Here is a 26,507-nt window from a genome sequence, read left to right on the forward strand (position 1 = left end):
TCGGCGAGCAGGGGTGACCTGCTCCTCGGTCGCGCCGACGACCAGGACGACGTCGGCGATGCGGACGACGTTGAGCGAGCTCGTGCGGCCCATCCGCTGGCGGGCCACGACGTCGATGAGGCCGCTGGACTGGCCCAGGCCGCGCTTCTTCGCCAGCCGGGCGGCGAACACCAGCACCGCGGCGACGAACCCCAGCGACAGGATCAGCCGCAGGATCATCCAGGTCATGCGTTGACCCCGAGCTCGGCGGCGTCGCTCACGATCTCGCTGATCCGCAGGCCGAAGTCCTCGTCGACGACGACGACCTCGCCGCGGGCGATGAGGGTGCCGTTGACCAGCAGGTCCGCGGGGGCGCTGGCCGCGCGGTCGAGCTCGACGACCTCGCCCGGGTGCAGCGAGAGCAGCTCCTGGACGGTCATCCGGGTGCGGCCGATCTCGACGGTGACCTCCATGGCCACGTGCCGCAGCAGGTCCAGGCTGCCGCTCGGCGTGCGGGCGGCGGGCAGGTCCACCTGGAGCGCGAACGTCGCCTGGTGCTCGCCGTCGGCCAGGAGGGGGACGGCGACGAACATGCCCTTGTCCCGCAGCCCGTCCAGCGCGGCGACCGGCTCGACAAGCCGCTCGGAGGCGACCCGGACGCGGCCGAGGGTGGCCGCGGCCGCCTCGAGGGCCGGGCGCAGCGCGGCGGCGACGTCCATCCGGCCGACGGGGGAGTTGCTCAGCGCCTCGACGACGTCGGCGGACACGACCAGCACGACGTCACCGGTGACCTCGCCCGAGAGGCCGGCAGCGACCGCCTGCGCCGCACCCGGGGGGAGCGGCACGCCGTCGGGATCGCTGGCGGGGGTGCCCGTGACGAGCTGCGTCCTGGCCGGGACCAGGGACGCGGCGGCGCGGGCCGCGGCCGCCACCACGGCGGTGACGGTCTGGGAGTCCTGGGTGGTGTCGGTGCTCATGCGGTGTCCTTCACGGCAGCGTGCGGGGTGGGGACGATCGAGGCGGCCAGCCGGCGTCTCCGGTGGTTGCTGGCGATGGCGTAGGCGAACGTGGTGTCGTTCGTGGTGACCTCGAGCGGGCTGTCCCGCGGGTGGCGCAGCAGGACGACGTCGCCGACGGCGAGGGAGAGCAGGTCGGCCGAGGAGACCGACAGCGGCGCGAACCGCACGCTGACGTCCACCGGCACGAGGTTGAGGCGGGCGGTGAGGGCCTCGGCGGCCTTCTTGCGCTTGCGCAGCGCCGACTCCGACAGCTGCGGGGAGGCGGCGTTGTTCAGCGACTGCGCGAACGAGGAGAACGGCAGCACCAGGGTGGCCTCGCCCTCCCGGGCGCCCACGGCCATGGCGAACGTGGCGACCATGACCGTGTCGGACCCGGCGGCGGCCTGCGCCAGCTGCGGGTTGTACTCGAATCCCAGCATCGCCGGCTGGAGCTCGGTGATGGTGCCGAACGAGGTGGCGAACTCCGCCAGCAGCCGCTCCAGCAGGTGCGTGGTGATGGTGGTCTCCATCGCCGTCATCGGCCGGTTCGGCTGGGCGGCGGCACCGGAGCCGCCGAGCAGGTGGTCCACCATCGCCATCGCGATGTCCAGCGGGAAGGCGATCATGCCCTTGCCGGCCATCGGCTCGATGGTGAACGTCGTGATGAACACCGGGTCGGGCAGCGTCTTGACGTAGTCGTCGTAGGAGAACTGCTCGACGCCGGCCAGCTCGAAGCGGGCGCCGGTGCGCAGGAACGTGGTGAGGATCGTCGTCGCCTGGCGGGCGAACCCCTCCTGCGCGATCTGCATGACCCGCACGTGCTCGCGGGAGAGCTTCGTGGGGCGGCGGAAGTCGTAGGTGCGGGGCTCGCCCCGGCGGCTGCGGGCGCCGCTGACCGGGACCGCAGCCGGTGCCTGCGCGCCGCCCGCGCGGGGGGCCGGGCCGGTCTCGGGGGTGGTCACGCAGGAACTCATCGGCGGGGACCGGGGGGACCCTGACCGGCCTGCGGGGGCGCTCCCGATCGGACGGGAGCGGTGGGGCGGGTGGTGCGCGAGGGGGCGCCGGGGTGCGGGTGCCGGGCCGTCGTCGTCCCCGAGGGGGAGCGCGCGCCGGGCGCGCCAGGGCAGAAATGGCCATTTCTGCCCTGGCGCCCGCGACGGGCTACTGGGTGACGTACTCCGTGTAGTAGATGCCCATCACCATCGGGACGTCGTGCTCGGTGTACGCCGCGATGATCTTCTGCTCGAGCGCTTCCTTGAGCGCGTCGCGGGCACCGGTCACGTCGGCCGGGTTGGCCTGGGAGAACGTGGAGATGATCGCGTCGTAGGCCTTGGCGCCGTCGACGCCGCCGCCTCCGTGACCGCCGCCCGCGGCGGCCGCCGTGTAGTCCAGCGTGATCCCGATCTTCAGGTAGCCGCCGCCGGAGAGGTTCACCGCGATGGGCTCCAGCGCGGTGTACCCGCCGTGCTCGGGTGCGGCGGCCTCGGCGCTGCCGCCGGAGAACAGGAAGAAGTAGGCGGCGCCGGCCAGGACCAGCACGGCTGCGCCGATCATGAGGAACAGCTTCTTCTTGCCCTTGGGGGCGTCCTCGTCGGTCTCGGGCTTCGGTTCCTTGCTCATGGGGTCCCCTCCTGGGATGCGTCGATGCCCGGCAGCAGTGCGTTGGCCTCGGCCGAGGCGGTGGACAGGACGACGACGTCGACGCGACGGTTCACGCTGATCGCCGTGGGGTCGGAGATGGGCACGAGCGGCTTCGTCGACGAGTAGCCGGCCGCGGACATGCGGTCCTCGGGGACGCCGTCCCCGACCAGGGCGCGCAGCACGGTGCTGGCCCGCCAGCCCGACAGCTCCCAGTTCGACGGCCAGGGGCCGCCGCGGGTGACCGGCAGGTGGTTGGCGTGGCCCTCGATGCGCAGCACGTTGGGCAGGCCGGTGAGGGTGGGGGCGACGGCGGCCAGGATGGCGTCGCCCTCCGGGCGGAGAGCGGCGTCCTCGGCGTCGAAGAGGACGGCGTCGGCGACGATGTGCACCACCAGCCCGCGCTCGTCGATCTCGAACCGCGCCGCGCCGGAGTAGCCGGCCTCGGCCAGGGCGGCCTCGAGCTGCTCGCGCGCGGCGGCCAGCTCGTCGTAGGCGGTCTGCGCCTCGGCGGCCACGCGGGCCGCGCGCTCCAGGGCGGCCGCCGCGGCCGCCGCGTCGATCTCCGCCTGCTGCACGGTCGTGTCCGGCGGGATGGCCGAGGCGATGTCGACGACGCCCGGCAGCCCGTCGAGGACGGCGCCGTCCGGGGTGGGGCTGGTCATCACGCTCACCGGCTGCCCGAAGGACTCGGCCAGACCCTTGGCCAGGGCGGCGAACTTCTCCTCGTCCACCTTGCTCATCGCGAAGAGGACGACGAACAGCACGAACAGCAGCGTCATCATGTCGAACGCCGAGACGAGCCACCGCTCGTGGTTCTCGTGCTCCTCGTGCTCCTCGTGCTTCGTGCGGCGCCGGCCGCCGTGCCCGGCACTCACGCTGCGGCCTTGGCCAGCTCGCTCGGCGGGATGAGGGCGTTGAGCTTCTGGCGGACCGCGCGCGGGCTGGTGCCGGCCTGGATCTCGGCGATGCCCTCGACGAGCAGCTCCATCTGGGCGGCCTGCAGCTCGCTGACCCGCATGATCTTGGCGCCCATCGGCAGGAACCAGAAGTTGGCCGCCATGACGCCCCACAGGGTGGCGATGAACGCCGCCGACACCATCGGGCCCAGCGTCTCGGGGTTGTTCAGGTTCCCCATGACGTTCATCAGGCCGACGATGCAGCCGAGGATGCCGATGGTCGGCGCGTAGCCGCCCATCGCGTTCATGAACTTCGCGGCGACCTTGTCCTCGGCCTTCTTCGCCGAGATCTCGCTCTCCAGGACGGTGCGCAGCTCCTCCGGGTCGGTGCCGTCGATGCCCATCTGGAGGCCGCGCCGGAGGAACGGGTCCTCGATCGCCTTGACCTGCGCCTCGAGCGCGAGCAGACCCTCCTTGCGGGCCTTCTCGGCGAGGGTGACCAGGGTCTGGATCTGCTCGGTCGGCGCCGGCACCTTGGCCGGGAGGACGGCCATCTTGAACCAGGACGGCAGCTTCTTGAGGTCGGCCATGGTCTGGCTGGCCAGGGCCGCGCCGAGGGTGGCCACGATGACCAGCACGATCGCGGGCAGGAAGAGCAGCGTCATCGGCGCGACGCCCTCGAGGGTCATGAAGACGAAGAGGGCGACGATGGAGATGCCGAAGCCGATGAGGGTGACGGGATCCACGGGTCAGCGCTCCTCGGTGCCCGGGAACGGCACGACCGTGTTGCCCGAGGCGAGCTCGGGCCGGCTCGGGCGGTACTCGCCGCGGTCCATCTCGTAGCTCGTGGCGAGGATCTCCGCGCGGTACTCGCGGATGTCGCGCACGACGTCGTCCACGGTCTCGGTGACGACGTAGCGGGTGCCGTCGGTCAGGAACACGACGGTGTCCGGGTGCGCCTCGACCCGCTCGATCAGGTCGGGGTTCAGCGCGAACTGGTCCCCGTTCAGGCGGCTCACACGGATCACGGTCGGTCCTCTGGCTCGGTGGTGCTGGTTCGTCGGTGGGGCGGGAATCGTCACGGGGTTCATCGGCGCGGCGCGCGGACTCCTTGAGCCGAAGCCGCCCGGCGCGGCCCGCCCCGGATGCGGGAGGGGGGTCCCTGCCCCGGTGTCCGGCGAGATCGCCGGTGTCGCACGCTCCGGGGGCGGAGGGCGTGCGAGACCGGCGATCTCGCCGAGGATCAGCGCTTGAGGTTGACCAGGTCCTGGAGGAGCTCGTCGGAGGCGGTGATCACGCGGCTGTTCGCCTGGAAGCCGCGCTGGGCGACGATCAGGCTGGTGAACTCCTCGGAGAGGTCCACGTTGGACATCTCCAGCGCGCCGGAGGAGAGCACGCCGCGGCCACCGGCCCCGGCGACGCCGACCATCGGCTCGCCGGAGTTCTGGGCCACCCGGAACGAGGAGCTGCCGGCCTTCTCCAGGCCGCTCGGGTTGTTGAACGACGCCATGGCCAGCTGGCCGAGGTTCTGCCGCAGCCCGTTGGAGTACGTGCCCGTGATCGTGCCGTCGTTGGACAGCGAGAAGCCCTGGAGCGTGCCCATGGCGTAGCCGTCGACGTCGGTGGGAACGACCTCGCTCTTGCCGCCGAACTGGTCGATGCCGGACAGGTCGACGTCGACCAGGCCGGGCCAGCTGGCGGTGCCCGGCTCGAAGCGGATGCCGGCCGCGGGGGCGGACATCCGGCCGTCGACGTCGAAGGTGATGGTGCCGTCGAAGGCGGTGCCGTCGGCGTTGGTGAGCGGCAGCGCGGTGCCGCCGTTGGCCACCGACAGGGTCCAGGTGTTCGGCGTGGCGGTCTTGGTGAAGGTGTAGGTGACCTCCTGCCGGACGCCCATCTGGTCGAACATGCGCACCGGGGTCTGGACGAACGCGCCCGTCGCCGCCGCGGAGTCGAGGTTGCCCTCGACCACCGAGGCGCTGGTGGCGGTGGGCGGCACGGCCGCGCCGTAGGGCACCGACAGGTCCTCGATCGGGCCGTTGGGGTTGATCGTGCCGTCGGCCCCCGCGATCCAGCCCTGCAGGATGCCGCCGTCCGGGGTGACCAGCCGGCCGGTGGCGTCGAAGGAGAGCGAGCCGGCGCGGGTGTAGAGCTGCTCGCCGCCGGCGCCCTGGGTGACGAAGAACCCGTCGCCCTCGATCATGAAGTCGGTGGAGCGCCCGGTGGACTGGGCCGCGCCGTTGGTCCAGTTCGTGGTGATCGCGGCGAGCTTGACGCCCAGGCCGATCTGCGCCGGGTTGGTACCACCGCGCTCGGCGGCGGGCGCGCCGCCGGCGCGGACGACCTGCGACAGCGTGTCCTGGAAGACGGCGCTGCTGCTCTTGAAGCCGACGGTGTTGACGTTGGCGATGTTGTTGCCGGTGACGTCCATCTTCGCCTGGTGGGCCTTGAGGCCGGAGATGGCGGAGAACATGGAGCGGAGCATGCGGGGGGTCTCCTCGGGAGTCGTGCGGGAAGTGGGTCAGGACGCCGCGGAGGAGCTCGTCCCTGAGCTCGGCGTGGGGGTGGAGATCGTGGTGATGCGGCCGACCTGGACCTGCTGGCCGTCGACGACCGCGATGGCCTCCGAGTCGCCGGAGGCGAGCCGGACGGAGCTGACCAGCCCGGTGACCGCGACGCCGGTGCTGTCGGTGTAGGTCACCTGGCGGCCGACCATGGCGCCCGCGGCGGCGTGCTCCTGGAGGATCAGCGCCGTGGCGCTGGTCGCGGCGATCTGCTCCAGCTTCTCCACCTGGGTGAAGGTCGCGGTCTGGGCGATCATCTGCGAGGAGTCGACCGGCTTGGACGGGTCCTGGTAGCGCATCTGGGCGACGAGGAGCTTGAGGAAGGTGTCCTTGCCCATCTGGTCGCCGCGGTCGACCTGGGTGGTCGCGTACGTGGTGGGGATGCTCGGGGTGTCGCTGACTGCGTCAGGCATGGGGGTCTCTCCTGTTCAGACGCGGACGTCGACGCCCGACGACGGCGATCCGGTGGTCGGGACGGTCCTGGTCTCTCCGCTATCGGCAGCCCGCAGCCAGGGTCGTGACCGTCCGTCGGCAGGACCCTGCTGCCCCGCGCGGTCCCCGGAGCCCTGCTGGGCCTGCTGGCCGGCGGCGTGCCGGTCCAGCCAGGCCCCGCCGTTGTCCTTGGCGACCTCGAGCCGGGAGGTGGTGAGCCCGGCGGACTCGAGGTCGCGCCGGAGGTCGGGCAGGGCGTCGAGCAGCGCGACCCGGCCGTGCTCGTGCGCCCCGCGGAGCACCAGGTCGACCGTCCCCTTCGAGACGGTGACCGAGACCTCGACCGGGCCCAGCGTCTCCGGGGTGAGGACCAGGGTCATCGTGTGCGAGCCGTCCGGTGCGCCGCGGAGCACCGCCACGTGCCGGGCGACCTGGCCGGCGACCGGCAGGCTCGCCGCGTCCCCGGTGGCGGCGGCGCCGGGAGCCGCGAGGGCGGCCGCCGGCGACGCCGGTCCCGTCAGGGGCACGCCGGAGGGGACCGGCTCGGCGGCACCGGCCGGGGGAGCGGAGCCACCGGCGTCCTGACCGCCGGGTCCGCCGGTGCCCGCGCCGGCGGGCGAGGAGGCCGCGGGAACCGGCATCCCCGCCGGGGCGGGAACGGTGGCGCCGGTGGGCGCGACGGGGGCGGTGGTCGTCGGCGTCGGGGCGGCGCCCGCAGCGCCCACGAGCGCGGCGGCGCCGACGGCGGTCGCGGCGGCGGGTGCAGCGGTCGGGCCCGCGGCGGTGCCCGGCGTCGTCGGGTCGACGTCGCCCTGCCCCGGGGCGACGACGAGGTCGACGGGCAGGGCGGGGACGGGGACGGACCCGGTCGGGACGCCGGCAGGAGTGACGCCCGCACCGGCCGGGAGGCCCGGGGCGCCGGCGGCGGCCGCGGTGCCGACGACCTCCCCGACGGCGGCGGCAGCCGCGTCCGGGCCGGGGGCGACCCCGGGCTGGCCGGCGGTCTGCGGGGTGGGGAGGGCGAGGGCCCAGAGCGCGGCCGGGAGGCCTGCGGCAGCGGTCACCTCGGCGGCGACGGCGCCCGGGATCGCAGGCCCGGCCGTCGTCCCGGGGTCCTGCGACTCGTCCTCGCCGGTGGTGCCGTCGCCTACCGCGGCGCGGCCCTCGGCCAGCGCACCGTCCAGCGCGGAGGCGAAGGGCGTCGCGCTGCCGGCCGCCCCGGCCTCGGTCGTGGCGCCGGTCGACGGGGCCCGGGCGGCCGGAGCCGCGGGCAGGACTGGAGCACTCATCGGTAGGCCTCCGCCTTGCTCATCACCGTGCGGACGTAGTTCTGGGTCTCGGGGTAGGGCGGGATGCCGCCGTAGCGGCTGACCGTCCCCGGGCCCGCGTTGTAGGCCGCCAGCGCCAGCTCGGTGGAGCCGAACTGACCGGTGAGGCTCTTCAGGTACCGGGCCGCGCCGTCGACGGCGGAGGCCGGGTCGAGCGCGTTGACCCCGAGGCCGGCCGCGGTGGCGGGCATGAACTGCATGAGCCCCTGCGCGCCGGCGGGGGAGACCGCGGTCGGGTCGAAGCCCGACTCGGTCGAGGCCATCGCGGCCAGCAGCGCGGCGTCGACGCCGTGGCGGCCCGCGGCGGCGGAGAAGAGGTTGGCGTACGGGACACCGGCGACGCCCGCCGCCGAGCCGGTGGCCGCGGTGCCCGTCGCGGCCGAGGGCAGGACCCGCCGGATGGACGTCGGGGTGCCGACGTCCTGCAGCTTCACCACCTCGCCGGCCTGCGGGGCGGCGATCATCTTGCCGTTGCCGACGTAGATGCCGACGTGGTCGATCCCGGCGCGCGCGGACGAGTGGTCGAAGAAGACCAGGTCGCCCGGCCGCGCGGCGGCGAGCGAGGCGACCGCGGTGCCGCTGGTGGCCTGCTGCGAGGCGGTGCGGGGCAGGTCGATGCCGAGGTTGCCGTAGACCAGCTGCACCAGGCCGGAGCAGTCCAGCCCCTTCGCCGGGTCGGTGCCGCCCCACAGGTAGGGGACGCCGAGGTACTTGCCGGCCTCGGTGACGACCGCGGTCTCGGAGGCGGTGCCGGCGGCGGCCGGGGCGGAGCTGCCGGAGGTCGCCGCCGTGCCGGTGAGGCCGGCGGACGCGGCCGCCGACGCCCAGCCGGTCGTGGTGGGGCGGATCTGCGGGGCGAAGCGCGTCTGGATCTCGCTGATCCGCGCCTGCACCGCGCTCAGCCCGTCCACGGCAGCTCCTCGGTCGTGGGCCGGCCGGCCCGTCCGGTCACCAGGTCGTCGACGGCGCGCTCCTCGGCGGCCGCCGCGGCGCGGGCCTGGGCCTCCCTGTGCCGCTCCCGCAGCCGTTCGAGCGCCTTGGTGCGCTGCGCGGCCGCCGTCCACTCGGCGCGGACGGCCTCGGCCTGCTGGGCCGACGCGATCGCCGCGGCCCGGGCGTCGGAGGCGTCCGTGGCGGCGATCCGCAGCAGCGTCATCGCGGCCGTGAAGTCACCGGCCGGGAGGGAGCGGGGCAGGACGGCCGCGGCCAGCGTCGTCTCGTGGAGCTCCGCGCGCTCCGCGGCCTCGAGGGCGGACTGCGCCGCGCGGGCCGAGGCCACCGCGGCGGCGCGCTCCTCGGTGCGGCGCAGCTCGAGCACCGGCTGGAGGCGGAAGGGTGCCTGCTTCACGACCGGACGATCCGCTGCAGCCAGGCCCACGCCTCGGGCGTCGGCGTCGACTCGCCCATCGGCTGCTGGAGGAACGCCTCGATCTGGGGCGCGAGTGCGCGGGCGCGGTCCACCAGCGGGTCGCTGCCCGCCTGGTAGGCGCCGATCTCGATCAGCTCCCGGACGTCCCGCAGCGCGCCCATGAGCCGGCGGATCTCCCGCGCGTCGGTCATCAGGGCCGGCGGCACGACCGCGCTCGCGACGCGGGAGATCGACTCCAGCACGTCGATCGCCGGGAAGTGCCCGACGGTCGCCAGCTTGCGGGTGAGCACGACGTGCCCGTCGAGGATGGAGCGCGCGGTGTCGGCGATCGGCTCGTTGTGGTCGTCGCCCTCCACCAGCACGGTGTAGAGACCGGTGATCGAGCCGGTCGCGCCGGTGCCGGCCTTCTCCAGCAGCTGCGGCATCATCGCGAAGACGCTCGGCGGGTAGCCGCGGGTGGCCGGCGGCTCGCCCGCCGACAGCCCCACTTCGCGCTGCGCCATGGCGGTGCGGGTGATCGAGTCCATGAGCAGCAGGACGTCGCGGCCCTGGTCGCGGAAGGCCTCGGCGATGCGGGTCGCGACGAAGGCGGCCTTGAGCCGCACCAGCGGCGGTTCGTCCGAGGTGGCGACGACGACGACGGTGCGCGCCATGCCCTCGGGGCCGAGGTTCTCCTCGATGAACTCGCGGACCTCGCGCCCGCGCTCGCCGATGAGGCCGATGACGCGCACGTCGGCGTCGGTGCCGCGGGTGATCTGGGCGAGGAGGCTGGACTTGCCGACGCCGGAGCCGGCGAAGATGCCCAGGCGCTGCCCCTTGCCGCAGGGGACGAGGGTGTCCAGCGCCCGGACGCCGAAGGTGAGCGGCTCCTGCACGCGGGTGCGGGCCAGCGCGTGCGGCGTCTCGCTGGCCAGGTCGACCCAGGAGACGCGCGCCGCCAGGGGCGGGCCGCCGTCGACCGGCCGGCCGAGGCCGTCGAGGACGCGGCCGAGCAGCGCCTCGCCGACCGGCACCTGCAGGGGCAGGCCGGTGGCACGGACGGGGGCGCCCGCGACGACGCCGGACAGCGTGCCCAGCGGCATGCAGGTGAGCCGCCCGTTGCCCACGGCGACCACCTCGGCCAGCAGCGGGCGGGTGCCCGGGTCGATCTCGACCAGGTCGCCGACGGCGGCGACGACGCCCTCGACGGTGAGCGTCAGGCCCATCGCGCCGGTGACCACGCCGGTCACCTGGGGGCGGGCGGCGGCGCGGGCGCGGGTGAGCAGCGTGGTGGGGAGGACCGAGGTCACGAGGACAGCACCGCCTGGACGCGCTCGAGCGCGGCCGCGAGCTGGGCGTCGATGCGGCGGGACCCGCTCTCGGCGACGGCGCCGGCGCGCTCGACGGCCGGGTCGCCGACGACGCGCACGCTGGCGGGGAGGTCGGCCAGGGCGTCGTCGGGCAGCTCGGCGAGGTCGTCGGGGTGCACCCGGACGACCGCCGGCGCGTCGGCGGGGCAGAGCGTGAGCGCCCGGCGGACGGCGTCCAGGGCGGGGGAGTCGGCGATCGCGAGCTCCCGGCCCAGCAGGTCCTCGACCAGCGTGAGCACGGTGGCCAGCACGGTCTCCCGCACGTCGTCGGCGGTCGGGACGCCGGCCTCGTCCAGCCGGGCGGCGGCGGCGCCGAGCGCCGCGGTGGCCGAGGCCATCCGCCGCTCCCAGCGCTCCTGGGTCGCGGCCAGCCGCTGCTCGGCGTCGCGCTCGGCCTGGGCGACGACGTCCGCCGCGGCGGTCAGCCCCTCGGCGTGGCCGGCCGCGAAGCCCTCGGCGTGCGCCTGCCGGCGCAGCCGCTCGAGCTCGTCGGCGTAGACCTCGCCGAGCCGGACCGTCGGCCGGCCGCCGGCGACGACGGGCTGGTCCTCCGCGCGGCGGACCGTCCGGCGCCGCTCGAGCGGGGAGGGCTGCGGGGGGATCGCGGGGGTCTCGTCGCCGGACGGCTGCCGGTAGGGCCGGGCGGTGGCGGCGGCACCGCCGCGCAGCACCGCGCCCTCGCGCGGGACCCGCGGAGCGGGCGGGCCCGCCGCCTCCGCCGAGCGGAGGACGACGGGCAGGGAGTCCACGGGGGCCTGGCTCACGAGACGAACTCGTCGTCGCCGCCGCGCGAGATGGTGAGCACGCCCTGCTCCTCGAGCGTCCGGATGACGCCGACGACCTTGGCCTGGGCCTCCTCGACGGTGCGGGTGCGGACCGGGCCGAGCATCTCGATCTCCTCGGAGAGGTTCTCGGCGGCGCGCTCGGAGAGGTTGCGCTGGATCTTGTCGCGGACGTCGGGCCGCACGCCCTTGAGCGCGGTGGCCAGGTCGTTGGCCTCCACCTCGCGCAGCACCAGCTGCATGGAGCGGTCGTCGATCGTGACGATGTCCTCGAAGACGAACATCTGCGAGCGGACCTCGTCGGCGAGCTCCGGGTCGGTGTTGTCCAGCCACTCGAGGATCGAGCGCTCGGTGGGCCGCGGCGAGCGGTTGATGATCTCGACCAGGGCCTCGACACCACCGGCGGTGGACATGTCCTGGTGGGCCAGGATCGAGCCCATCCGGCGGCCGAGCTCCTCCTCGACGAGGCGGACCATCTCCGGCGAGGTGCGGTCCATCGTGGCGATGCGGTGCGCGACCTCCGCCTGCTGCTCGGGGGCGAACCCCGACAGCACCTCCGCCGACTGTGCGGCGGGCAGGTGCGCGAGCACCAGGGCGATGATCTGCGCGTGCTCGTCCTTGAGGAAGGTGACGAGCTGGCGCACGTCGGCGTTCCGCAGCGAGGCGAAGGGCACCTCGGTGTAGACGACGTTGAGGCGGGAGAGGATGCCCTCCGCCTTGTCCTCGCCCAGGCCGGCGGCGAGGATCTCGCGGGCGAAGTCGACGCCGCCGCGGCCGATGAAGTGCTGCGCGCTCATCAGGCTGTGGAACTCGTTCAGGACGCCGTCGACGTCCTCGACCTCCACCGAGCCCAGCCGCATCAGCTCGCGGGTCAGCGACTCGACCTCGCGCGGCCGCAGCTTGGACAGCAGGACGCCGGCCTCCTCCTTGCTCATCTGGGCGAGGAAGACCGCGGCCTTGCGCAGGCCGGGCAGCTCCGGGCGCGGCGGAGCGGAGGGCACGGCCGGCAGGTTGGCCGCCGTGCCGGCGTTCAGGAGCTGGTCCATCCCGGCGAGCGTCATGCCTTGTTCTCCGTCAACCAGCCGCGCAGCATCGCCGCGACCTCGTCGGGACGTTCGGTGATCATGGTGGAGATGTCGCTGCGGACCCGCTGGCGCTCGGCGGCCTCGAGCTCGGCGGCCCGGTTGTCGATCACCGGCGCCTCGCGGGTGCTCTCGATCCGGATGCGGTCGAGCTCGGCGAGCATGTCGTCGCTGAGCTCGAGGGGCTCGTAGTCCTCCTCGACGTCGCCGCGCTTGCGCGAGCGGAGCCAGACCACGAGCACGAGCAGCGCGATGCCGGCGGCGATGCCCCCGGTGCGGATCATCGACCACATCGCCGCGGCGGCCTCGGCCTCGCGGGCGGCCTCCATGTCGGCGGCGGCCGCGTCCGCGGCGGCGGTGTCGAAGGGCATCGCGGCGACGGTGATCGCGTCACCGCGGGCCTCGTCGAGCCCGACCGCGTTGCCGACCAGCGCCTGGAGCTGGGCCTGCGGCAGGTTGCCGGCGACCGCCTGGTCCATGACCACCGACACGGTGAGCCGGTTCAGGCCGCCGGGGGCGCCCTGGACGACCTCGGTGGTCTCGCCGACGGCGTTGTTCGAGGTCGTGGACTCCTTGGTGTAGCTGGAGTCCCCGCCGCCGGTGTTGTCCGCGGCGTCGGGCATGTTCTCCGGGCCGAGGACGCCGCCCACGATCGCGCCGCCGGAGCCGCTGTACTCCTCGACGTCGCGCCGCTCGGACACCGGCGGCGTGCCCTCGTCGTAGGTGAAGGTCTTCGAGGTGGTGTCGCGCTTGTCCAGGTCCACGTCGGCGCGGACGGAGACGACCGACCGGTTCGGGCCGAGGACGGTGTCCAGGATCCGCTGCGCGTTGGCGGCCAGGCGGTTCTGGTACTCCAGCTCCACCTGCGAGCGGGCGTCGCCGGCGGCCGCGGTGATGCCCGTGCCGGGGGAGGAGAGCACCTGGCCGGTCGTGTCGGTGACCGTCACCTGGTCCGGCGCCATGCTCTCGACGCTCGCGGAGACCAGGTTGGTGACGGCCTGGATCTGCTCGCCGGAGAGGGTGGTCCCGGGGGCCAGGTCGAGCAGCACCGCCGCGGTGGGCTCGGCCTGCTCGGTCACGAAGACCTCGTCCTTGGGCAGGGCGACGCTCACGATGGCCTGGTTGACGCCGTCCAGGGCCTCCAGCGTCCGCGAGAGCTCGCCCTCGATCGCCCGCTTGTACGTGACCTGCTGCTGGAACTCGCTGCTGGTGATGCCCTGCTCGTCGAGCAGCGCGTAGCCGGTGTCCGACCCCGAGGGCAGCCCCTTGCCGCTCATCTGCAGGCGCAGGTCGTACACCGCGTCCTTGGCGACCAGGATCGTCTGCCCGCCGTCGGTGAGCTCGTAGGTGACGCCGGCGGCGTTGAGCTCCTCGACGATCGCCGCGGCGTCGCTGGTGGCCAGGTTGGAGAACAGCGGCGCCTTGGTGGGCGCGGTGATCCAGGTCGAGAAGAAGAAGCCGCCGAGGAGCAGCCCGGCGAGCAGGAGGCCGATGACGACCTTCTGCCCCAGGCTGACCGAGGCGAACGCGGAGCGGGCACGCTCCAGCGTGCCGGCGAGGGCCGACTTCATCAGATGGGCATCCTCATGATGTCGTTGAAGGCGCTGACGGCGGCGTTCTTGATGCCCACGACCATCTCGACGGCCAGCGAGGCCTCGTTGCGGGCGATCATGTAGTCGTGCACGTCCTTGAGCTCGCCGGTGGCGGCCTGGGCGGCCAGGCCGTCGGCGTTCGCCTGGACGGCCTGCAGCTGGTCGAAGGACGAGGCCAGGACCGACGCGAAGGCGTCGCCGTTCGCGCTCTGGACCGCGGCCGTCGAGTCGAGGCCGGCGACGCCGCCGACACCTGCGGGCGCGCCGAGGCCGGTGAGGGCCCCGATGGGGAAGGTCATGATCAGCCCTTCCCGAGCTGGAGAGCGGCCTGGTAGGCGGCGGTCGCGCGCTCGACCACGGCGAGGTTCGCCTGGTAGCCGCGCTGCGCCATGATCATCTGCGACATCTGGTCGCCGAGGTCGATGTCCGGGTACTTCACGTAGCCCTCGGCGTCGGCCAGCGGGTGGTCCGGCGAGTAGACGAGGCGGCCCTCGGCGTTGCCGAACTCCGCGCGCGCGACGCGGACACCGCCCTCGCCGGTGCCGTAGCCGACCGCCTCGGCGACGACCATCCGCTGCTGGAACGCGTCCTCGTCCGTGCGCCGCACGGTGTTGACGTTGGCGATGTTGTCCGAGACGGCGTCGAGCCACTTGCGGTGCGCCATCAGGCCGGAGCCGGAGATGCCGAACGTGCCGAAGAGGGACATCACGAGGTCCTGAGGGCGACGCGGATGGTGTTGTACTTGCCGTCCAGGGCGTTGAGCGCCAGCTGGTACCGCAGGCCTGTCTCGGTGGCGATGAGCGTCTCCGCATCCAGGTTCACGTTGTTGCCGTTGGTGTTCGTCGGCTCCAGCGAGCGCGCCGTCGTGCCGCCGTTGATGGCGGGCGTCTCGCCGTTGCGCAGGGCGCCACCGAGCGCCGACTCGAAGTCGACGCGGCCGGCGAGGAATCCCGGCGTGTTGATGTTGGCGATGTTGTCGGCGGTCACCCGCTGGCGCTGGAGCCAGGCCCGACAGGGTGGCGTGCAGCGCGGCGGGGGTGATTCCGCCGATCACGGCTGGGATCGCCGACGGAGACAGCAGGACACGTTCGACCTCCGGGGTACGCGGAAGGAGCACTCGCGAACGAGTGCGTGGTCCGCCGATCCGTGGCGAAAGGGCTTGCTCTCCGTGCCTTCCGGTCATCGGCAGGGCGTGACTGCCGGGTGACCGTGGGTGTGGTCCTCGTGGGGCGACGGAGGCCGGGTGGGGGACCGGAGGCGGATGGGGCGGGCGGTGACCTCCTCGTGTCCTGCGCCCCGGGACCGGCTCTTCGGCGGAAGAGCGCGCTGCTCTTCCGTGGAAGAGCAGAGAACCCCGCCGCCGGCGGTGCCGGGGACGGGGCTGGGGAGAGCGGGGTGGCGGAGGTGGGCTAGACCCCGCGGTCGATGTAGGACGCGACGGGCCGGGCCGGGCCGTAGGACATGCGGGCGGCGACGTCGCGCTGCTTCTGCGACTGGGTGACCCGCTCGGCCAGCTGCTCGGCGACGGCGAGCTGGTGCTGCAGCAGCCGGGCGGCCCGCTCGCGCAGGTCGTCGGGCAGGGGACCGAGGTGGGTCGGCGGGATCCAGTCCTCGGCGCGGCGGCCCCAGGTGGCGATCTCCGCGGCGCGGCCGCGGGCCAGGAGCTCCTCGCTGTCGAGCACGTCGCCCTCGATCTCGTCGAGGGCCTCCTGCCAGTCCCGCGGGGTGCGGCGCTGCTCGCGGCCCCGCGTGCCGGGGTGGCGGGTCTCGGCGGAGGGGTGGTGGGCGAACCCGTTGCCGGCGGTGGCCGAGCCGCCGACCGGGCTCACGCCGGTCATGCCGGGGTGCCGGCCAGGGACGCCGCGGCCTGGGACCACGCGTCGCGCAGCGGCTCGACGACCTGGCGGCAGGAGGCGATCCGGTTCGTGTCCAGCCGGATCGCCGCCTGGGACAGCTCGCGGATCAGCCAGTCGTAGAGCGCGGCCAGCCGGGGGCCGCCCTCCCAGACGTCGACGCGGAGGCTGGCCAGGAGCTCCAGCACGATCTCCTGCGCGTGCTGCAGCTGCTCGACGGCCTCGGTGCGGTTCCCGGCGGCGACCGCCTCCTGGGCGCGCTGGAGGTCGAGGGCCAGCCGGTCGTACAGCATGACCAGCAGCTGCTGCGGGGAGGCGGTGGCGACCGAGTCACCGAGATAGCGGGCACGCAGGGCTGCGTGGCTCATCGGGATCGACTCCTAGTACGAGGGAGGGGTGGGAGGGGCCGGGCGCTCGCGGCCGCGGCCCGAGGGGTGGAGCGGGGCCTAGTCCTTCTTGGTGTTGCCCGCGAGCGAGCCGAGCTGCGCGGTGAGCCAGTTCGCCTGGTTCTGCATCGTGCTCAGGGCGGTCTCCATGGCGGTGAACTGCCGGGTCAGCGTGGCCCGGCGCAGCTCGAGGCGGCGGTCCCAGGCATCGATGCTGTCCTGCAGGTCCTTGGCTCGCGAGTCGGCCCCCTGGGCCAGGACGGTCAGCGAGCCGATCGTGGAGTCGTTGGCGGACTTGGCCAGGCTCAGCAGCTTGGCCGCGATCCCGACCGGGCTGGTCCCGTTGTCCGCGGTGGTGGCGAGGTCGCCGTCCGGGCCGGCCGTCGGGGTGGTGGCGCTGAACATCCGCTGGGCCAGCGCGGGGTCCGAGGTCAGCTTGTCGGTGAAGACGGTCTTGTCGAAGACGTAGCGGCCGTCCTTGGAGAGCTGGAGGCCGATCTGGGACGCGGAGCCGTCCCCGCCGACGGCGAACGCGAGGACGTCGAGGACCTGGGTGCCCAGCTGCCGCAGCGTGGCGTTGCCCTTGAGCGCGGCCGCGCTGCTGCCGGCGTCGGTGTAGGACTTGATGCTGTCCAGCAGGCCGTTGACCGCGGAGACCAGGGATTCGACCTTCGCGGCGACGGCGGCCGGGTCGGGGGTGACGTCGACGGTCACGGCGGTCTCGGGCTTGGTGACGGTGATCGTCGTGCCCGGGACGAGGTCGCTGAAGGTGTTGGTCGCCGACGTCATGCTGTAGCCGGTGGCGGCGTCGCCGACGGTGATCTGGGCGTTGCGGCCCTGCGTCGCGGTGGTGAAGCCGGTCGCGGTGAACGCGGAGGCGTCACCCGTCGTCGTGGACGTGATCGCCAGCCGGTAGCCGGTGTCGGAGACCTTCACGGCGGTCGCGGTGACGCCCAGGCCGGCGGCGTTGATGGCGGCGGCGGCCTCGGCCAGCGTGGCCGTCCCGCTGCCGTCGCGGTCGAGGGCGACCGACGTGGTCACGCCGCCGACGACGAGGTCGAGGGAGGTGGCGCCGAAGTCGAGGTCGGTCGCGGTCTGGGTGCCGGTCGCCGTCCACGTCGTGGCGCTGACCAGCGAGTGGGCGCGGGCCACCTGGTCCACGGAGAAGCTGATCGAGCCGGCGACGGCCCCGCTGAGCGTGGTCGCGGTCACCGAGGTCGACGAGCTGGCGGCCTTCACCGACGTCCAGGCAGCAGGCTTGGTGAGGGCCTCCGCCGCGGCGCGCAGGCCGTCGAAGCGGGTGTTGATCGCGCGGAACGCGGCCGCCTGCGACTGCGTGGCCGAGAGGCGCTGCTTGAGCAGCGTCTGCTGGTTGCCCTCGACCGCGATCAGCTGGTCGACGATGCCCGCGGTGTCCAGACCGGAGGCCAGTCCACCGATGCTCATGCCTGCCACGGCGCCTCCTTCGGTCGGGTGCGGGTCGAACGCGGTGAGGGGGGAGACCGCGGGCCTCCCCCCTCACCGGTGGTGCGAGGTGTTGCTCAGGAGATCCCCGAGGATCAGCCCAGCAGCTTCAGGATGTTCTGCGAGGCCGAGTTGGCCTGCGCGAGCATCGAGGTGCCGGCCTGGCTCAGGATCTGGTTCCGGGAGAAGTTGGTCATCTCCTGGGCCATGTCGGTGTCGCGGATGCGGGACTCCGACGCCGACAGGTTCTCCTGGGTCACGCTGAGGTTCTTGATGGTGTGCTCGAAGCGGTTCTGCAGGGCACCCAGGTCGGCACGCGAGGTGCTGACCGTCTTGATGGCGGTGTCCAGCAGGCCGATCGCGGCCGAGGCACCCGACGCGCTGCTCAGGTCCACACCGGAGACACCCAGGTGGGCCGACGAGAAGCCCGAGCCGGCGGAAGCGCCCTTGATGGCCACCGCGATGGTGTCACCAGCGGCGTAGCCGACCTGGAAGTCCTTGGCCGAGAAGCTGCCGTCGAGCAGCTTCACGTTGTTGAAGGTGGTCTTGTCGGCGATGCGGGTCAGCTCGGCCTTGAGCGCGGTGGCCTCGGAGTTGAGGGCCGACCGCGAGTCGGCGTCGTTGCTGCCGTTCGACGACTGGACCGCCAGGTCGCGCATGCGCTGCAGGATGGCGTGCGTCTCGGTGAGCGCACCTTCAGCGGTCTGCACGACGGAGACGCCGTCCTGCGTGTTGCGGATGGCGACCTTGAGGCCACCGATCTGCGAGCGCAGGCCCTCGGAGATGGCCAGACCGGCCGCGTCGTCGGCGGCGCGGTTGATCCGGTAGCCCGAGGAGAGCTTCTCCAGCGACTTGTTGAGCGAGTTGTCCGTGTTGGACAGATTGCGGTACGCGTTCATCGCCGCGATGTTGGTGTTGACGCTGAGACCCATGATGTTCCTCCTTGGACTGGGGTCTTGCCGTGACTCCGCTGGCATCCGTGCTGGCGGTGTGTTGCATGAGGGTCTACGGCGGGTGCGGGCGGTTCCTTGACCCGAACCCGGAAATTTTCCGGCCGTTTCACCCGACCGTGTTCCGGACCACAGCAGGACGGCGGCGGCGCAGCGGGCCGGCGCGGTGCCTCCTCCCGCGCGGACTGCCGATGGGGGAGGCGGCGGCTCCTGAGGGGGTCGTCGCCCGACCCGCCGGGGTGTGCCGCACCCGGGCCGGCGGGGCGCCGCATCCCCGGACCCGGAAGGACTCCCGCCGGCCATGAAGGTTCTGCTGTCCACGACCCGTTTCCCGGGGTCGCTCTACTACCGCGCGGCCGAGCCGGCCCGCGCCGTCGCCGAGGGGGGCCTCGGGATCGAGGTCGAGGTGACCTACGGGCTGGCCACCACCATGGACGGGCCCGCCGACGACGAGTCGTCCTCCGTCACCTCCGTGGACGCCAAGGGCGCCGACGTCGTCGTGTTCCAGCTGCCCAAGACCAAGGCGGCGCTGGAGATGATCCGCCTGCTCCAGGCGCAGGGCGTCGCCGTCGTGGTCGAGATGGACGACCTGATGAGCGGGCTGGCCTTCGGTCACCTCTCGTACGCGACCATCCAGCACTTCAACGTCGCCCAGTGGGCCTCGGCCTGCGCCCGGGAGGCCGACCTCGTCACCGTCACCACCCCTGCCCTGCTGGCGGAGTACGCCCGGCACGGTCGCGGTGCCGTCGTGCCCAACGCCGTGCCGCGCCGGATCGCCGAGCTCCCGCCCGCCTACGACCGGGACCCGGAGACGGTGACCGTCGGCTGGACCGGCTCGGTCGGTGGCCACCCCTACGACCTGCAGACCATGGAGTCAGGGCTCCAGCAGGGGCTCGACCGCGCCCGCGGAGCCAGCCGGTTCATGATCCTCGGGCAGGCGATGGACGCCCGCCAGCGGCTGTACCTGCGCGAGGACCCGGTGGAGGTGCCCTGGAAGGACGACGTCGACGAGTACCTCACGGCCATGGGGGAGCTGTTCGACGTCGGGATCGCCCCGCTGCGCCACGACCGCTTCAACGAGGCCAAGAGCTGGCTCAAGCCGCTCGAGTACGCCGCCCGCGGGGTCTTCCCGATCCGCGCGAACACGCCGGACTACGAGCGCTTCGGCCTCGGCATCCGGGCCAAGCGGCCCCGGGACTGGGCCGACCAGATCGCCAAGGCGATCGACGACCCGGACCGCCGGCGGGAGATGGCCGTGCGCAACCGCGAGGTCGTGCTCGCCGAGCACCTCACCGAGCACACCGCGCCGCTGTGGGCGCAGGCGTGGCGGCAGGCGCTGGACAACCGCGTCGGCAGTGCCCGGATCGGTGCCTGAGGCCGCGATGCGCACGCCGAGCGGGCTCCCCGGCACCGGGCAGCAGCGGATCGCCATTCACCGGGAGCACTACGACCGCCTCGTCGAGGTGGCCGCCGCGTACGCCGGGCAGGGCGACCTCGAGCGGGTGCTCCTGACCGCGACGATGGCCGGCAACCTGCCCTGGCACGCCCCGGTCGGGCTGCTGGGCGACCCGGTCCTGGAGCGCCTGGTGGTGTCGACCGCCCGCGCCGGAGCGCCCGCGCCGGAGGTCGACGGGCAGCGTGACCGCCGCCGGGTGCTGCACGTCCTCACCGAGGGCTACGGCGTGGGCGGGCACACCCGGCTGGCGGCGCGCTGGATCGCGCGGGACCCCCGTCGCTCCGACGTCGTCCTGACCAACCAGGCGGGGCCGGTGCCCGACACCCTGCGGGCAGCCGTCGAGGGCACCGGGGGACGGGTCCTCGACCTGGCCGAGGTCCACCACGCGTTCACCGGGCGGGCGCACGCGCTCCGCCGGCAGATGGACGACGCCGACCTGGTCGTGCTGCACACCCACCCGTCGGACCCGATCGCGCTCGCCGCGGCGAACCTGCCGGGCCGGCGACCGCCGGTCCTCCTGGAGAACCACGCCGACCACACCTTCTGGCTCGGTCTCGGCTGCGCCGACCTGGTCGTGGACAACCGCGCCGGCGCCCTGCGGGTGACCGGCGACCTCCGCGGCGTCCCGGTCGGGCGCCGCGCCCGGCTGCCGCTGCCGATCCCGGACGTGGCGCCCCCGACGTCCCGCGCGCAGATGCGGGAGGCGCTGGGCCTGGAGGACCAGGTGGCCGCGCTCACCGTGGGCAGCGCGTACAAGATGTCGGCCATCTGGGGGGAGGGCTTCGACGAGGTCCTCGCCCGCGCGCTGGAGCGGTTCCCGGAGCTGGTCGTCTACCTGGTCGGGCCCTCGCCGGCCGGACCGTGGGAGCTGCTGGCCGGGCGGTTCCCTGGGCGCGTGTTCGCCCTGGGTGTCATCCCCGACCCGGAGTCGCTGTTCCCCGCGATGGACGTCTACCTGGACTCCTTCCCGGTGAGCGGTGGGACGTCGCTGCTCGAGGCGGCGATGGCCGGGCTGCCCCCGCTGAGCCTGCACCGGGACGTGCCGTACGGGGACGTCTACTACGCCCAGATCCCCGGCGCGGCCGGCCCCGGTCACGTCGGGCGCACCGACGAGGAGTACCTGGGCGCCCTCGGCGAGCTGGTCGGCGATCCCGAGCTCCGGCGCAGCCGGGCGGCGCACGCCCAGCAGCAGGTGCGCGGCACCAACGCCGGTCCGGGGTGGGACGCCGCGCTCGAGGACCTGTACGCCCGCGCCCGCGCCACCGCCCCGGCCGACCTGGACGAGTACCCGGTGCGGATCGAGAGCCCGGAGTACGGAGCACGGCTGCTGCCCCTGACCGCCCCCATGCTGCCGGCCGACGGCACGCTGGCGCCGGAGATGTTCAGCGGGCCGATCGCCGACCGGTTCGACCGGCGGATGCGCTACGACCTCTCGGTCGCGGCCGCGCACCGGCCCACCCTCTCGGTGCGGGTCGCCGCCGAGTGGGAGCGGCACGAGGCGTGGACGGCGCGGCTGGCCGAGCTCGCCGTGGCGCACCCCCGGCTGCGCGTCAGCCTGCCGCCGGTGCAGGGGGACGACGGCACCGGGGCCGCCAGCATCGACCGGCTCCGGTCGGTCCTCGCCTCGGTCGGCCAGGACACCGAGACCTGCGGGGACCTGTGCCTGGAGGCCGAGGCCCCCGACGTGGCCGGGCTCGCGATCGGCGAGGAGCTCACCTTCACGCCCGACTCGCTGGCCGTGGTGGAGGAGTTCCTCGCCTCCGCGCTGTGGTCCGACGGCGACCGGGCGCTCCTCGCGCGCTAGCTGTACTGACCGGGCAGGTTGGTCAAGCGGCTGATGGGTGGGTGGCCGCCGATGCCGGTGTGGGGCCGATGGTGGTTGTAGCCGTGTAGCCAAGCAGGAAAGGCGGCGCGGCGGTCGGCTTCGCTGGTGAAGAGCTGAGCGAAGGCCCATTCGCTGGTCATGGTGCGGTTGAAGCGTTCGACCTTTCCGTTGGTCTGCGGGCGGTAGGGCCGGTCCGTTTTGGGGTGATGTTGAGCTGGGCGCAGGCGGCCGCCCAGTCGCGGCTGCGGTAGCAGCCTCCGTTGTCGGTGAGCACCCTGCGGGCGGTCACGCCCCGGTCGGCGAACCAGTTCACCGCGCGGCGCAGCACCGCGGTGGCGGTGGCCCCGAGTTCGTCGTTGTGGATCTCGGCGTAGGCCAGCCGGGTGTGGTCGTCGAGCACGACGTGGATGAAGCCGTGGCGCATCAGCGGCTGCCCGTGGCGGCTGCGGGCGCGGCCGCCATCGGCGGTGCGGTTGGCCTTGCCTTGTTCGCGGCCGAGGAAGCGCCAGCCGCCGCCGGCGGGGATGTTGCCCAGCTTCTTCACGTCGGCGTGCAGTAGATCGCCGGGAGCGGCGTGCTCGTAGCGCACCACCTGGTGCTCGCGACGCTCGATACGAGACAGCCGACTGAGGCCGCAGCGGCGCAGCACCGCCCCGGTGGTCGAGGCCGCCACGCCGGTTTCCGCGGCGATCCGGACCGCGCCCCACCGCTTGCGCAGCCGCAGCGACACGATCCGCTTCGTCGTCTCCGGGGCGGTCTTGGTGGGGCTGGTGCGCGGACGGCTGGAGCGATCGACCATGCCGGCGGCACCCAGCGTTCGATACCGCTCGGCCCACCGATCCGCGGTCGTCCACGCCACTCCGAACAACTCCGCGGCCCGAACCTTGGGCCAGTTGTCCTCGACGATCAGCTGGGCCATCCGCAGACGCTGGCGCGGGGTCAAGGCGGCATTAGCGTGGAGCACGAGGACCTCCGGTGACTCGTGGAATGGGTGCCTTCAGCAGCTCCACTCCACGCCCGGAGGTCCTCCCCGAACAAGACCTCTACTCAGATCCCGTCGTCACAGCTCCTCGACCAACGTCTCTGGTCAGTACAGCTAGCGCCCCGCGGGGCCGTCCTCCCTCACCGCGCAGCTACCTCCCTCACCGTCCACCGTGAGGGAGGTAGCGCCACGATCAGGTTCCCTGATCGTGGCCGGGTCGGGCCGGGTGGGTCGGGCGGGGTCAGGCCGGTCGGGCCACCCCGGCCCAGGGGTTCCGGGGGCCGGGCACGGCCGCCGGCTGCCGGCCGGCGACCCGGTCGACGTAGCTGCGCTGCTGGTTGCGGGCGCGCACGCCGCCGTCGGCCTGGACCGCGCGGCCGTCCCAGACCTCGCTCATCGCGGCGTGCAGGAGCGTGAGGGCACGGGCCCGCATCTGCGAGACGCGGGAGAGGGTGACCCCGAGGTCCTCGGCGATGTCGGTCAGGGATTCGTCACCGAAGAAGTTCCGCTCGATGACCTCGTCCAGCCGATCGGGCAGCGCGCGGATCGCCTCGTGGAGGTAGCGGGCGCGCTCCCCGCGCAGCAGGGCGCGTTCGGGGGACTCGCCGGTGTCGGGCAGGTCCAGCGATCCGCCGTCCTGACCGGTCTCGGCGTCGATGCTCACCATCACGGCGCGGTGGACGTCCACCTGGAGGCTGTCCAGCTCGCTGCGCGGGACACCGAGCGCGGCGGCGAGCTCCTCCCGTGTCGGGGGCCGGCCGAGCGAGACGGCCAGCGCGTCGGCGGCCGCCTCGGTGCGACGGGCGGCCGCGCGCACCGAGCGGCTCGCCCAGTCGCCCGAGCGCAGCTCGTCGAGGACGGCGCCCTGCAGGCGGGCCAGGGCGTAGGTCGCGAACGAGGCGCCGGCGGCCGGGTCGAAGCGCCTGGCGACCTCGACGAGCGCGACGTGCGCGCAGGAGACCAGGTCGTCCCGGCTCACGTGCGCGGGCAGCGAGATGCGGGCCGCGACGGCGTTGACGGCGAACGCGGCCAGCGGCAGGTGCTCGGTGACCAGGGCGTCGACGTCGGCCTGGCTGCGCTGGGCGCCGGGGTTCCGGGACGGGTGCGGGATCCGCCCGGCCGCGGGCCGCTCACGCGGGACCCGCTCGCGCAGAGGGCGCTCGGACGCAAGGGCACGGGCTGGGCTCACGTCCTCCTTCTCGGCGGACCGGGGCCGCTGTGGCACCGCCCATCGGCAACTTTCGGTCTCGACTTGAGCACTTCGCTCCGCGCTTCGGCTTGAGGGGGCTCCCGGGGGTGCCGAAGCCTCCTGCAACGAGGACGCGTCGACCGGGTGGACGGCGCCCGGGCGAGTGACGGAGAGGCGGTGGACGCGTGGACTACCAGCACCTGTCGACGTTGCTGTGGCGGGAGCAGGAGCTCCTGGACCTGCTGCTGTTCAAGGCCGAGGAGAAGCAGTACCTGATCGTCACGGGTAAGACCCGCTGGCTGGCGCGCATCGCGCACGAGATCGAGGTCGTGCTGGACCAGCTGCGCACCCTGGAGGTGGAGCGCGCCGCGGCCACCGAGACCATCGCCGGCCGGCTGGGCCTGGGGGCCAACCCGTCGCTGAAGCAGGTCGCGGAAGCCGCGCCCGCCCCCTGGAACGACCTGTTCGGCAAGCACCACGAGGCGCTGCTGGTGCTCATCACCGACCTGCGCAGCCTGTCCGACGCCAACCGCGAGCTCATCGAGGGCGGCCTGGCCGCCATCGGGGACGCCCTGGTGCAGACCCGCGCGGCGGCCGGCACGTACGGCGCCAGCGGCCGGCACGACGACGGCAGCCACCGCGCGGTCACCCTGGACGGCGCGCTGTGAGCGGGAGCTTCGCCGCGCTCAACTCGGCCACCACGGCGCTCTGGGCGCAGCGCCGCGCGCTCGACGTCGTCGGCCAGAACATCGCGAACGTCAACACCGACGGCTACAGCCGCCAGCGGGCCGAGATGCAGGCCATCGGCGGCAGCGCGGTCCCCGCGTTCTACTCGGTCGGCGACGGCATCGGCGGCGGCGTGTCCGTCGACCAGGTCACCCGCATCCGCGACGTCCTTCCTCGAGGGCCGCGGGCACACCGAGCACGCCAACTTCGCCCGCCTCAGCGCCGAGGCCGCGTCGCTGGAGCAGGTGGAGACGGCGTTCCGGGAGCCCGGAAGCAACGGCATCCAGGCCCTGCTCGCCGACGTGTGGGACGGCTGGGAGGCCGTGGCCAACAGCCCGGAGACCGACGCCGCCCGCGTCCAGGTCATCCAGCAGATGACGGCGCTGGTCGGCGGCCTGCACTTCGCGTCGGCCTCGCTGGACGCGCAGTGGACGCAGACGCGGGGGAACCTGACCGTCCTGGTGGACGACGTCAACGCCGCCGCGGCCTCGATCGCCGACCTGAACCAGGCGATCCAGCGCGGCAACCAGACCGGCCTGCCGGTCAACGCCCTCGTGGACCAGCGCGACGTCCTGGTGATGAAGCTCGCCGACCAGGCGGGCGCGACCGTCCGCCAGGCCAAGGACGGCATGCTCGACGTCATCGTCGGCGGCGTGACGCTCGTCGGTGGGTCCGAGCGCCTCGAAGCTCGCCGTCGCCGGCAGCCTCGACATGGCCGGCACCGCCACGGACAAGGTGCGCGTGGTCACCGCCGTCGGTGGTCACACGGTGAACCCGGACGGGACCGCCGGTGGTCAGCTGACCGCGCTCAACGGCGTCTTCCCGAACTACCAGACCGACCTCGACCAGCTGGCGGGGGCGATCGCCGCCGCCGTCAACGGGGTGCACACCGACAACGCCTACGACAAGCTCGGGAACCCCGGCGGCGACGTGTTCCGGTCCTCCGACGGCGGGCCGATCACGGCGGCGACCATCGAGCTGGCGTTCACCGACCCGGCGCTGATCGCCGCCTCCGGACTGGCGGGTGGCCCGAACACCGACAGCAGCAAGGCCGACGAGATCGCGCAGCTGCGCAACAAGGCCGGCGGCCCGGACGCCACCTACCGCAAGCTCGTGGTGCAGCTCGGGGTCGAGGCCGCGGTGGCCAACCGCGGACTGGAGATCCAGCGGGTCATCACGACCCAGGTGGACGCCTCCCGCGACTCGGTCGCCGGCGTCAACCTCGACGAGGAGATGACCAACATGCTCTCGTACCAGCACGCGTACTCCGCCGCCGGCCGGCTGGTCAGCACGATCGACGAGATGCTCGACGTGCTGATCAACCGCACCGGCCGCGTGGGGCTGTGATCTGAGTGCGCATCACCCAGCGTGCCGTCACGCTCACCAGCCTGCAGGGCCTCAACAGCAACCTCGAGGCCTTGGGCAAGCTGCAGCAGCAGCTCACCTCGGGCAAGGCGATCAGCCGTCCCTCGGACTCGCCCACCGGGACCAACACGGCGATGCAGACGCGCGCCCAGCAGGCCTCGGTCAACCAGCAGTCGCGCAACGTCACCGACGCAAAGGCGTGGCTGGAGCAGGGCGGCTCCACGCTCATGGAGATGATGGACGTGGTCAAGCGCGTCCGGAACCTCACCGTCCAGGGCTCCAACGCGGCGAGCTCGCCC

Annotated in this window: 27 protein-coding genes and 5 pseudogenes; 7 read left to right on the top strand and 25 right to left on the bottom strand. The window is 73.5% G+C overall.

Annotation, left to right across the window (positions count from 1 at the left end; all coding sequences use genetic code 11):
* Positions 1–69: 69 nt before the first annotated feature.
* From JKP75_RS24290 to JKP75_RS02940, 23 genes and pseudogenes are all read right to left on the bottom strand, one after another.
* Positions 70–228 (bottom strand): annotated as a pseudogene (locus JKP75_RS24290) (flagellar protein flio); the annotation flags it as partial.
* Positions 225–956 carry a flagellar motor switch protein FliN gene (gene fliN, locus JKP75_RS02835; protein WP_200489273.1) on the bottom strand — a complete coding sequence of 244 codons (732 nt, stop codon included), beginning with the start codon at positions 954–956 and terminating at the stop codon, positions 225–227. The gene fliN and the pseudogene JKP75_RS24290, both read right to left, overlap by 4 nt.
* Entirely contained in the window at positions 953–1,939 is a 987-nt protein-coding gene (locus JKP75_RS02840) for a flagellar motor switch protein FliM (protein WP_309229460.1), read from the bottom strand. The genes fliN and JKP75_RS02840 overlap by 4 nt, the downstream gene beginning before the upstream one ends.
* Positions 1,940–2,138: 199 nt before the next feature.
* Positions 2,139–2,597, bottom strand: a complete 459-nt coding sequence (gene fliL / locus JKP75_RS02845) for a flagellar basal body-associated protein FliL (protein ID WP_200489271.1) — start codon at positions 2,595–2,597, stop codon at positions 2,139–2,141.
* Positions 2,594–3,493 carry a flagellar motor protein MotB gene (locus tag JKP75_RS02850; protein WP_200489270.1) on the bottom strand — a complete coding sequence of 300 codons (900 nt, stop codon included), beginning with the start codon at positions 3,491–3,493 and terminating at the stop codon, positions 2,594–2,596. Before JKP75_RS02850 ends, fliL begins: the two co-directional genes overlap by 4 nt.
* Complete coding sequence (locus JKP75_RS02855) at positions 3,490–4,260, bottom strand: motility protein A (RefSeq protein ID WP_200489269.1); 771 nt, start codon at positions 4,258–4,260, stop codon at positions 3,490–3,492. The genes JKP75_RS02850 and JKP75_RS02855 overlap by 4 nt, the downstream gene beginning before the upstream one ends.
* A gap of 3 nt (positions 4,261–4,263) precedes the next feature.
* Positions 4,264–4,533, bottom strand: a complete 270-nt coding sequence (locus JKP75_RS02860; RefSeq protein WP_309229461.1) for a flagellar FlbD family protein — start codon at positions 4,531–4,533, stop codon at positions 4,264–4,266.
* A 224-nt stretch (positions 4,534–4,757) separates the two neighbouring features.
* Entirely contained in the window at positions 4,758–5,999 is a 1,242-nt protein-coding gene (locus JKP75_RS02865; RefSeq protein WP_200489267.1) for a flagellar hook protein FlgE, read from the bottom strand.
* Between the two features lie 36 nt (positions 6,000–6,035).
* The gene (locus JKP75_RS02870; protein WP_200489266.1) at positions 6,036–6,491 is read right to left on the bottom strand and encodes a flagellar hook assembly protein FlgD; all 456 of its coding nucleotides are present in this window, start codon (positions 6,489–6,491) and stop codon (positions 6,036–6,038) included.
* Positions 6,492–6,506: 15 nt separating this feature from the next.
* Positions 6,507–7,799 carry a flagellar hook-length control protein FliK gene (locus tag JKP75_RS02875; RefSeq protein ID WP_200489265.1) on the bottom strand — a complete coding sequence of 431 codons (1,293 nt, stop codon included), beginning with the start codon at positions 7,797–7,799 and terminating at the stop codon, positions 6,507–6,509.
* On the bottom strand, positions 7,796–8,749 hold the full coding sequence (locus JKP75_RS02880) for a transglycosylase SLT domain-containing protein (protein ID WP_200489264.1): 954 nt from the start codon (positions 8,747–8,749) through the stop codon (positions 7,796–7,798). Before JKP75_RS02880 ends, JKP75_RS02875 begins: the two co-directional genes overlap by 4 nt.
* Positions 8,737–9,186 carry a flagellar export protein FliJ gene (locus JKP75_RS02885; protein ID WP_200489263.1) on the bottom strand — a complete coding sequence of 150 codons (450 nt, stop codon included), beginning with the start codon at positions 9,184–9,186 and terminating at the stop codon, positions 8,737–8,739. Before JKP75_RS02885 ends, JKP75_RS02880 begins: the two co-directional genes overlap by 13 nt.
* On the bottom strand, positions 9,183–10,496 hold the full coding sequence (locus JKP75_RS02890) for a FliI/YscN family ATPase (protein ID WP_200489262.1): 1,314 nt from the start codon (positions 10,494–10,496) through the stop codon (positions 9,183–9,185). The genes JKP75_RS02885 and JKP75_RS02890 overlap by 4 nt, the downstream gene beginning before the upstream one ends.
* On the bottom strand, positions 10,493–11,320 hold the full coding sequence (locus JKP75_RS02895) for a FliH/SctL family protein (protein WP_309229462.1): 828 nt from the start codon (positions 11,318–11,320) through the stop codon (positions 10,493–10,495). Before JKP75_RS02895 ends, JKP75_RS02890 begins: the two co-directional genes overlap by 4 nt.
* Positions 11,317–12,399: a flagellar motor switch protein FliG gene (gene fliG / locus JKP75_RS02900; RefSeq protein ID WP_200489261.1), complete on the bottom strand. Its 1,083-nt coding sequence runs from the start codon at positions 12,397–12,399 to the stop codon at positions 11,317–11,319. The genes JKP75_RS02895 and fliG overlap by 4 nt, the downstream gene beginning before the upstream one ends.
* Positions 12,396–13,991, bottom strand: a complete 1,596-nt coding sequence (fliF, locus tag JKP75_RS02905; protein ID WP_200489260.1) for a flagellar basal-body MS-ring/collar protein FliF — start codon at positions 13,989–13,991, stop codon at positions 12,396–12,398. The genes fliG and fliF overlap by 4 nt, the downstream gene beginning before the upstream one ends.
* On the bottom strand, positions 13,991–14,311 hold the full coding sequence (fliE, locus tag JKP75_RS02910; RefSeq protein ID WP_200489259.1) for a flagellar hook-basal body complex protein FliE: 321 nt from the start codon (positions 14,309–14,311) through the stop codon (positions 13,991–13,993). The genes fliF and fliE overlap by 1 nt, the downstream gene beginning before the upstream one ends.
* Before the next feature lie 2 nt (positions 14,312–14,313).
* On the bottom strand, positions 14,314–14,718 hold the full coding sequence (gene flgC / locus JKP75_RS02915) for a flagellar basal body rod protein FlgC (RefSeq protein WP_200489258.1): 405 nt from the start codon (positions 14,716–14,718) through the stop codon (positions 14,314–14,316).
* Complete coding sequence (locus JKP75_RS20285) at positions 14,718–14,999, bottom strand: flagellar basal body protein (RefSeq protein ID WP_309229463.1); 282 nt, start codon at positions 14,997–14,999, stop codon at positions 14,718–14,720. The genes flgC and JKP75_RS20285 overlap by 1 nt, the downstream gene beginning before the upstream one ends.
* A gap of 422 nt (positions 15,000–15,421) precedes the next feature.
* Positions 15,422–15,850: a hypothetical protein gene (locus JKP75_RS02925; protein ID WP_200489256.1), complete on the bottom strand. Its 429-nt coding sequence runs from the start codon at positions 15,848–15,850 to the stop codon at positions 15,422–15,424.
* Positions 15,847–16,233, bottom strand: coding sequence for a flagellar export chaperone FliS (gene fliS, locus JKP75_RS02930; protein ID WP_200489255.1), 387 nt, complete (start codon positions 16,231–16,233; stop codon positions 15,847–15,849). The genes JKP75_RS02925 and fliS overlap by 4 nt, the downstream gene beginning before the upstream one ends.
* 78 nt (positions 16,234–16,311) lie before the next feature.
* Positions 16,312–17,697, bottom strand: a complete 1,386-nt coding sequence (fliD, locus tag JKP75_RS02935) for a flagellar filament capping protein FliD (RefSeq protein ID WP_242472983.1) — start codon at positions 17,695–17,697, stop codon at positions 16,312–16,314.
* Positions 17,698–17,810: 113 nt separating this feature from the next.
* Positions 17,811–18,647, bottom strand: coding sequence for a flagellin (locus JKP75_RS02940; RefSeq protein WP_200489253.1), 837 nt, complete (start codon positions 18,645–18,647; stop codon positions 17,811–17,813).
* A gap of 319 nt (positions 18,648–18,966) precedes the next feature.
* Between JKP75_RS02940 and JKP75_RS02945 the strand changes: the two genes are divergently transcribed.
* Positions 18,967–20,040, top strand: coding sequence for a glycosyltransferase (locus tag JKP75_RS02945; protein ID WP_200489252.1), 1,074 nt, complete (start codon positions 18,967–18,969; stop codon positions 20,038–20,040).
* Positions 20,041–20,047: 7 nt separating this feature from the next.
* Positions 20,048–21,925 carry a hypothetical protein gene (locus JKP75_RS02950; RefSeq protein ID WP_200492752.1) on the top strand — a complete coding sequence of 626 codons (1,878 nt, stop codon included), beginning with the start codon at positions 20,048–20,050 and terminating at the stop codon, positions 21,923–21,925.
* On the opposite strand, the pseudogene JKP75_RS02955 reads toward JKP75_RS02950, so the two are convergent.
* Together JKP75_RS02955 and JKP75_RS02960 are read right to left on the bottom strand one after the other, a co-directional pair.
* Positions 21,922–22,910: pseudogene (locus JKP75_RS02955) on the bottom strand (IS481 family transposase). The gene JKP75_RS02950 and the pseudogene JKP75_RS02955 overlap by 4 nt on opposite strands.
* Positions 22,911–23,169: 259 nt before the next feature.
* Positions 23,170–24,117 carry a sigma-70 family RNA polymerase sigma factor gene (locus tag JKP75_RS02960; protein WP_200489250.1) on the bottom strand — a complete coding sequence of 316 codons (948 nt, stop codon included), beginning with the start codon at positions 24,115–24,117 and terminating at the stop codon, positions 23,170–23,172.
* Positions 24,118–24,302: 185 nt separating this feature from the next.
* Here JKP75_RS02960 and JKP75_RS02965 point away from each other — a divergent pair, with 185 nt between their 5' ends.
* The 5 genes and pseudogenes from JKP75_RS02965 to JKP75_RS20300 form a co-directional block, all read left to right on the top strand.
* Entirely contained in the window at positions 24,303–24,785 is a 483-nt protein-coding gene (locus JKP75_RS02965; RefSeq protein ID WP_200489249.1) for a flagellar protein FlgN, read from the top strand.
* Positions 24,782–24,850, top strand: a pseudogene (locus JKP75_RS23630) (hypothetical protein); the annotation flags it as partial. The gene JKP75_RS02965 and the pseudogene JKP75_RS23630, both read left to right, overlap by 4 nt.
* A gap of 238 nt (positions 24,851–25,088) precedes the next feature.
* Positions 25,089–25,469 (top strand): annotated as a pseudogene (locus JKP75_RS24295) (flagellar hook-associated protein FlgK); the annotation flags it as partial.
* An 85-nt stretch (positions 25,470–25,554) separates the two neighbouring features.
* Complete coding sequence (locus JKP75_RS20295) at positions 25,555–26,190, top strand: flagellar basal body rod C-terminal domain-containing protein (protein ID WP_242472752.1); 636 nt, start codon at positions 25,555–25,557, stop codon at positions 26,188–26,190.
* A gap of 5 nt (positions 26,191–26,195) precedes the next feature.
* A pseudogene (locus JKP75_RS20300) lies at positions 26,196–26,444 on the top strand (flagellar hook protein); the annotation flags it as partial.
* Positions 26,445–26,507 lie beyond the last annotated feature (63 nt).

The organism is Blastococcus sp. TML/M2B (assembly GCF_016612865.1).
Taxonomy (GTDB): Bacteria; Actinomycetota; Actinomycetes; order Mycobacteriales; family Geodermatophilaceae; genus Blastococcus.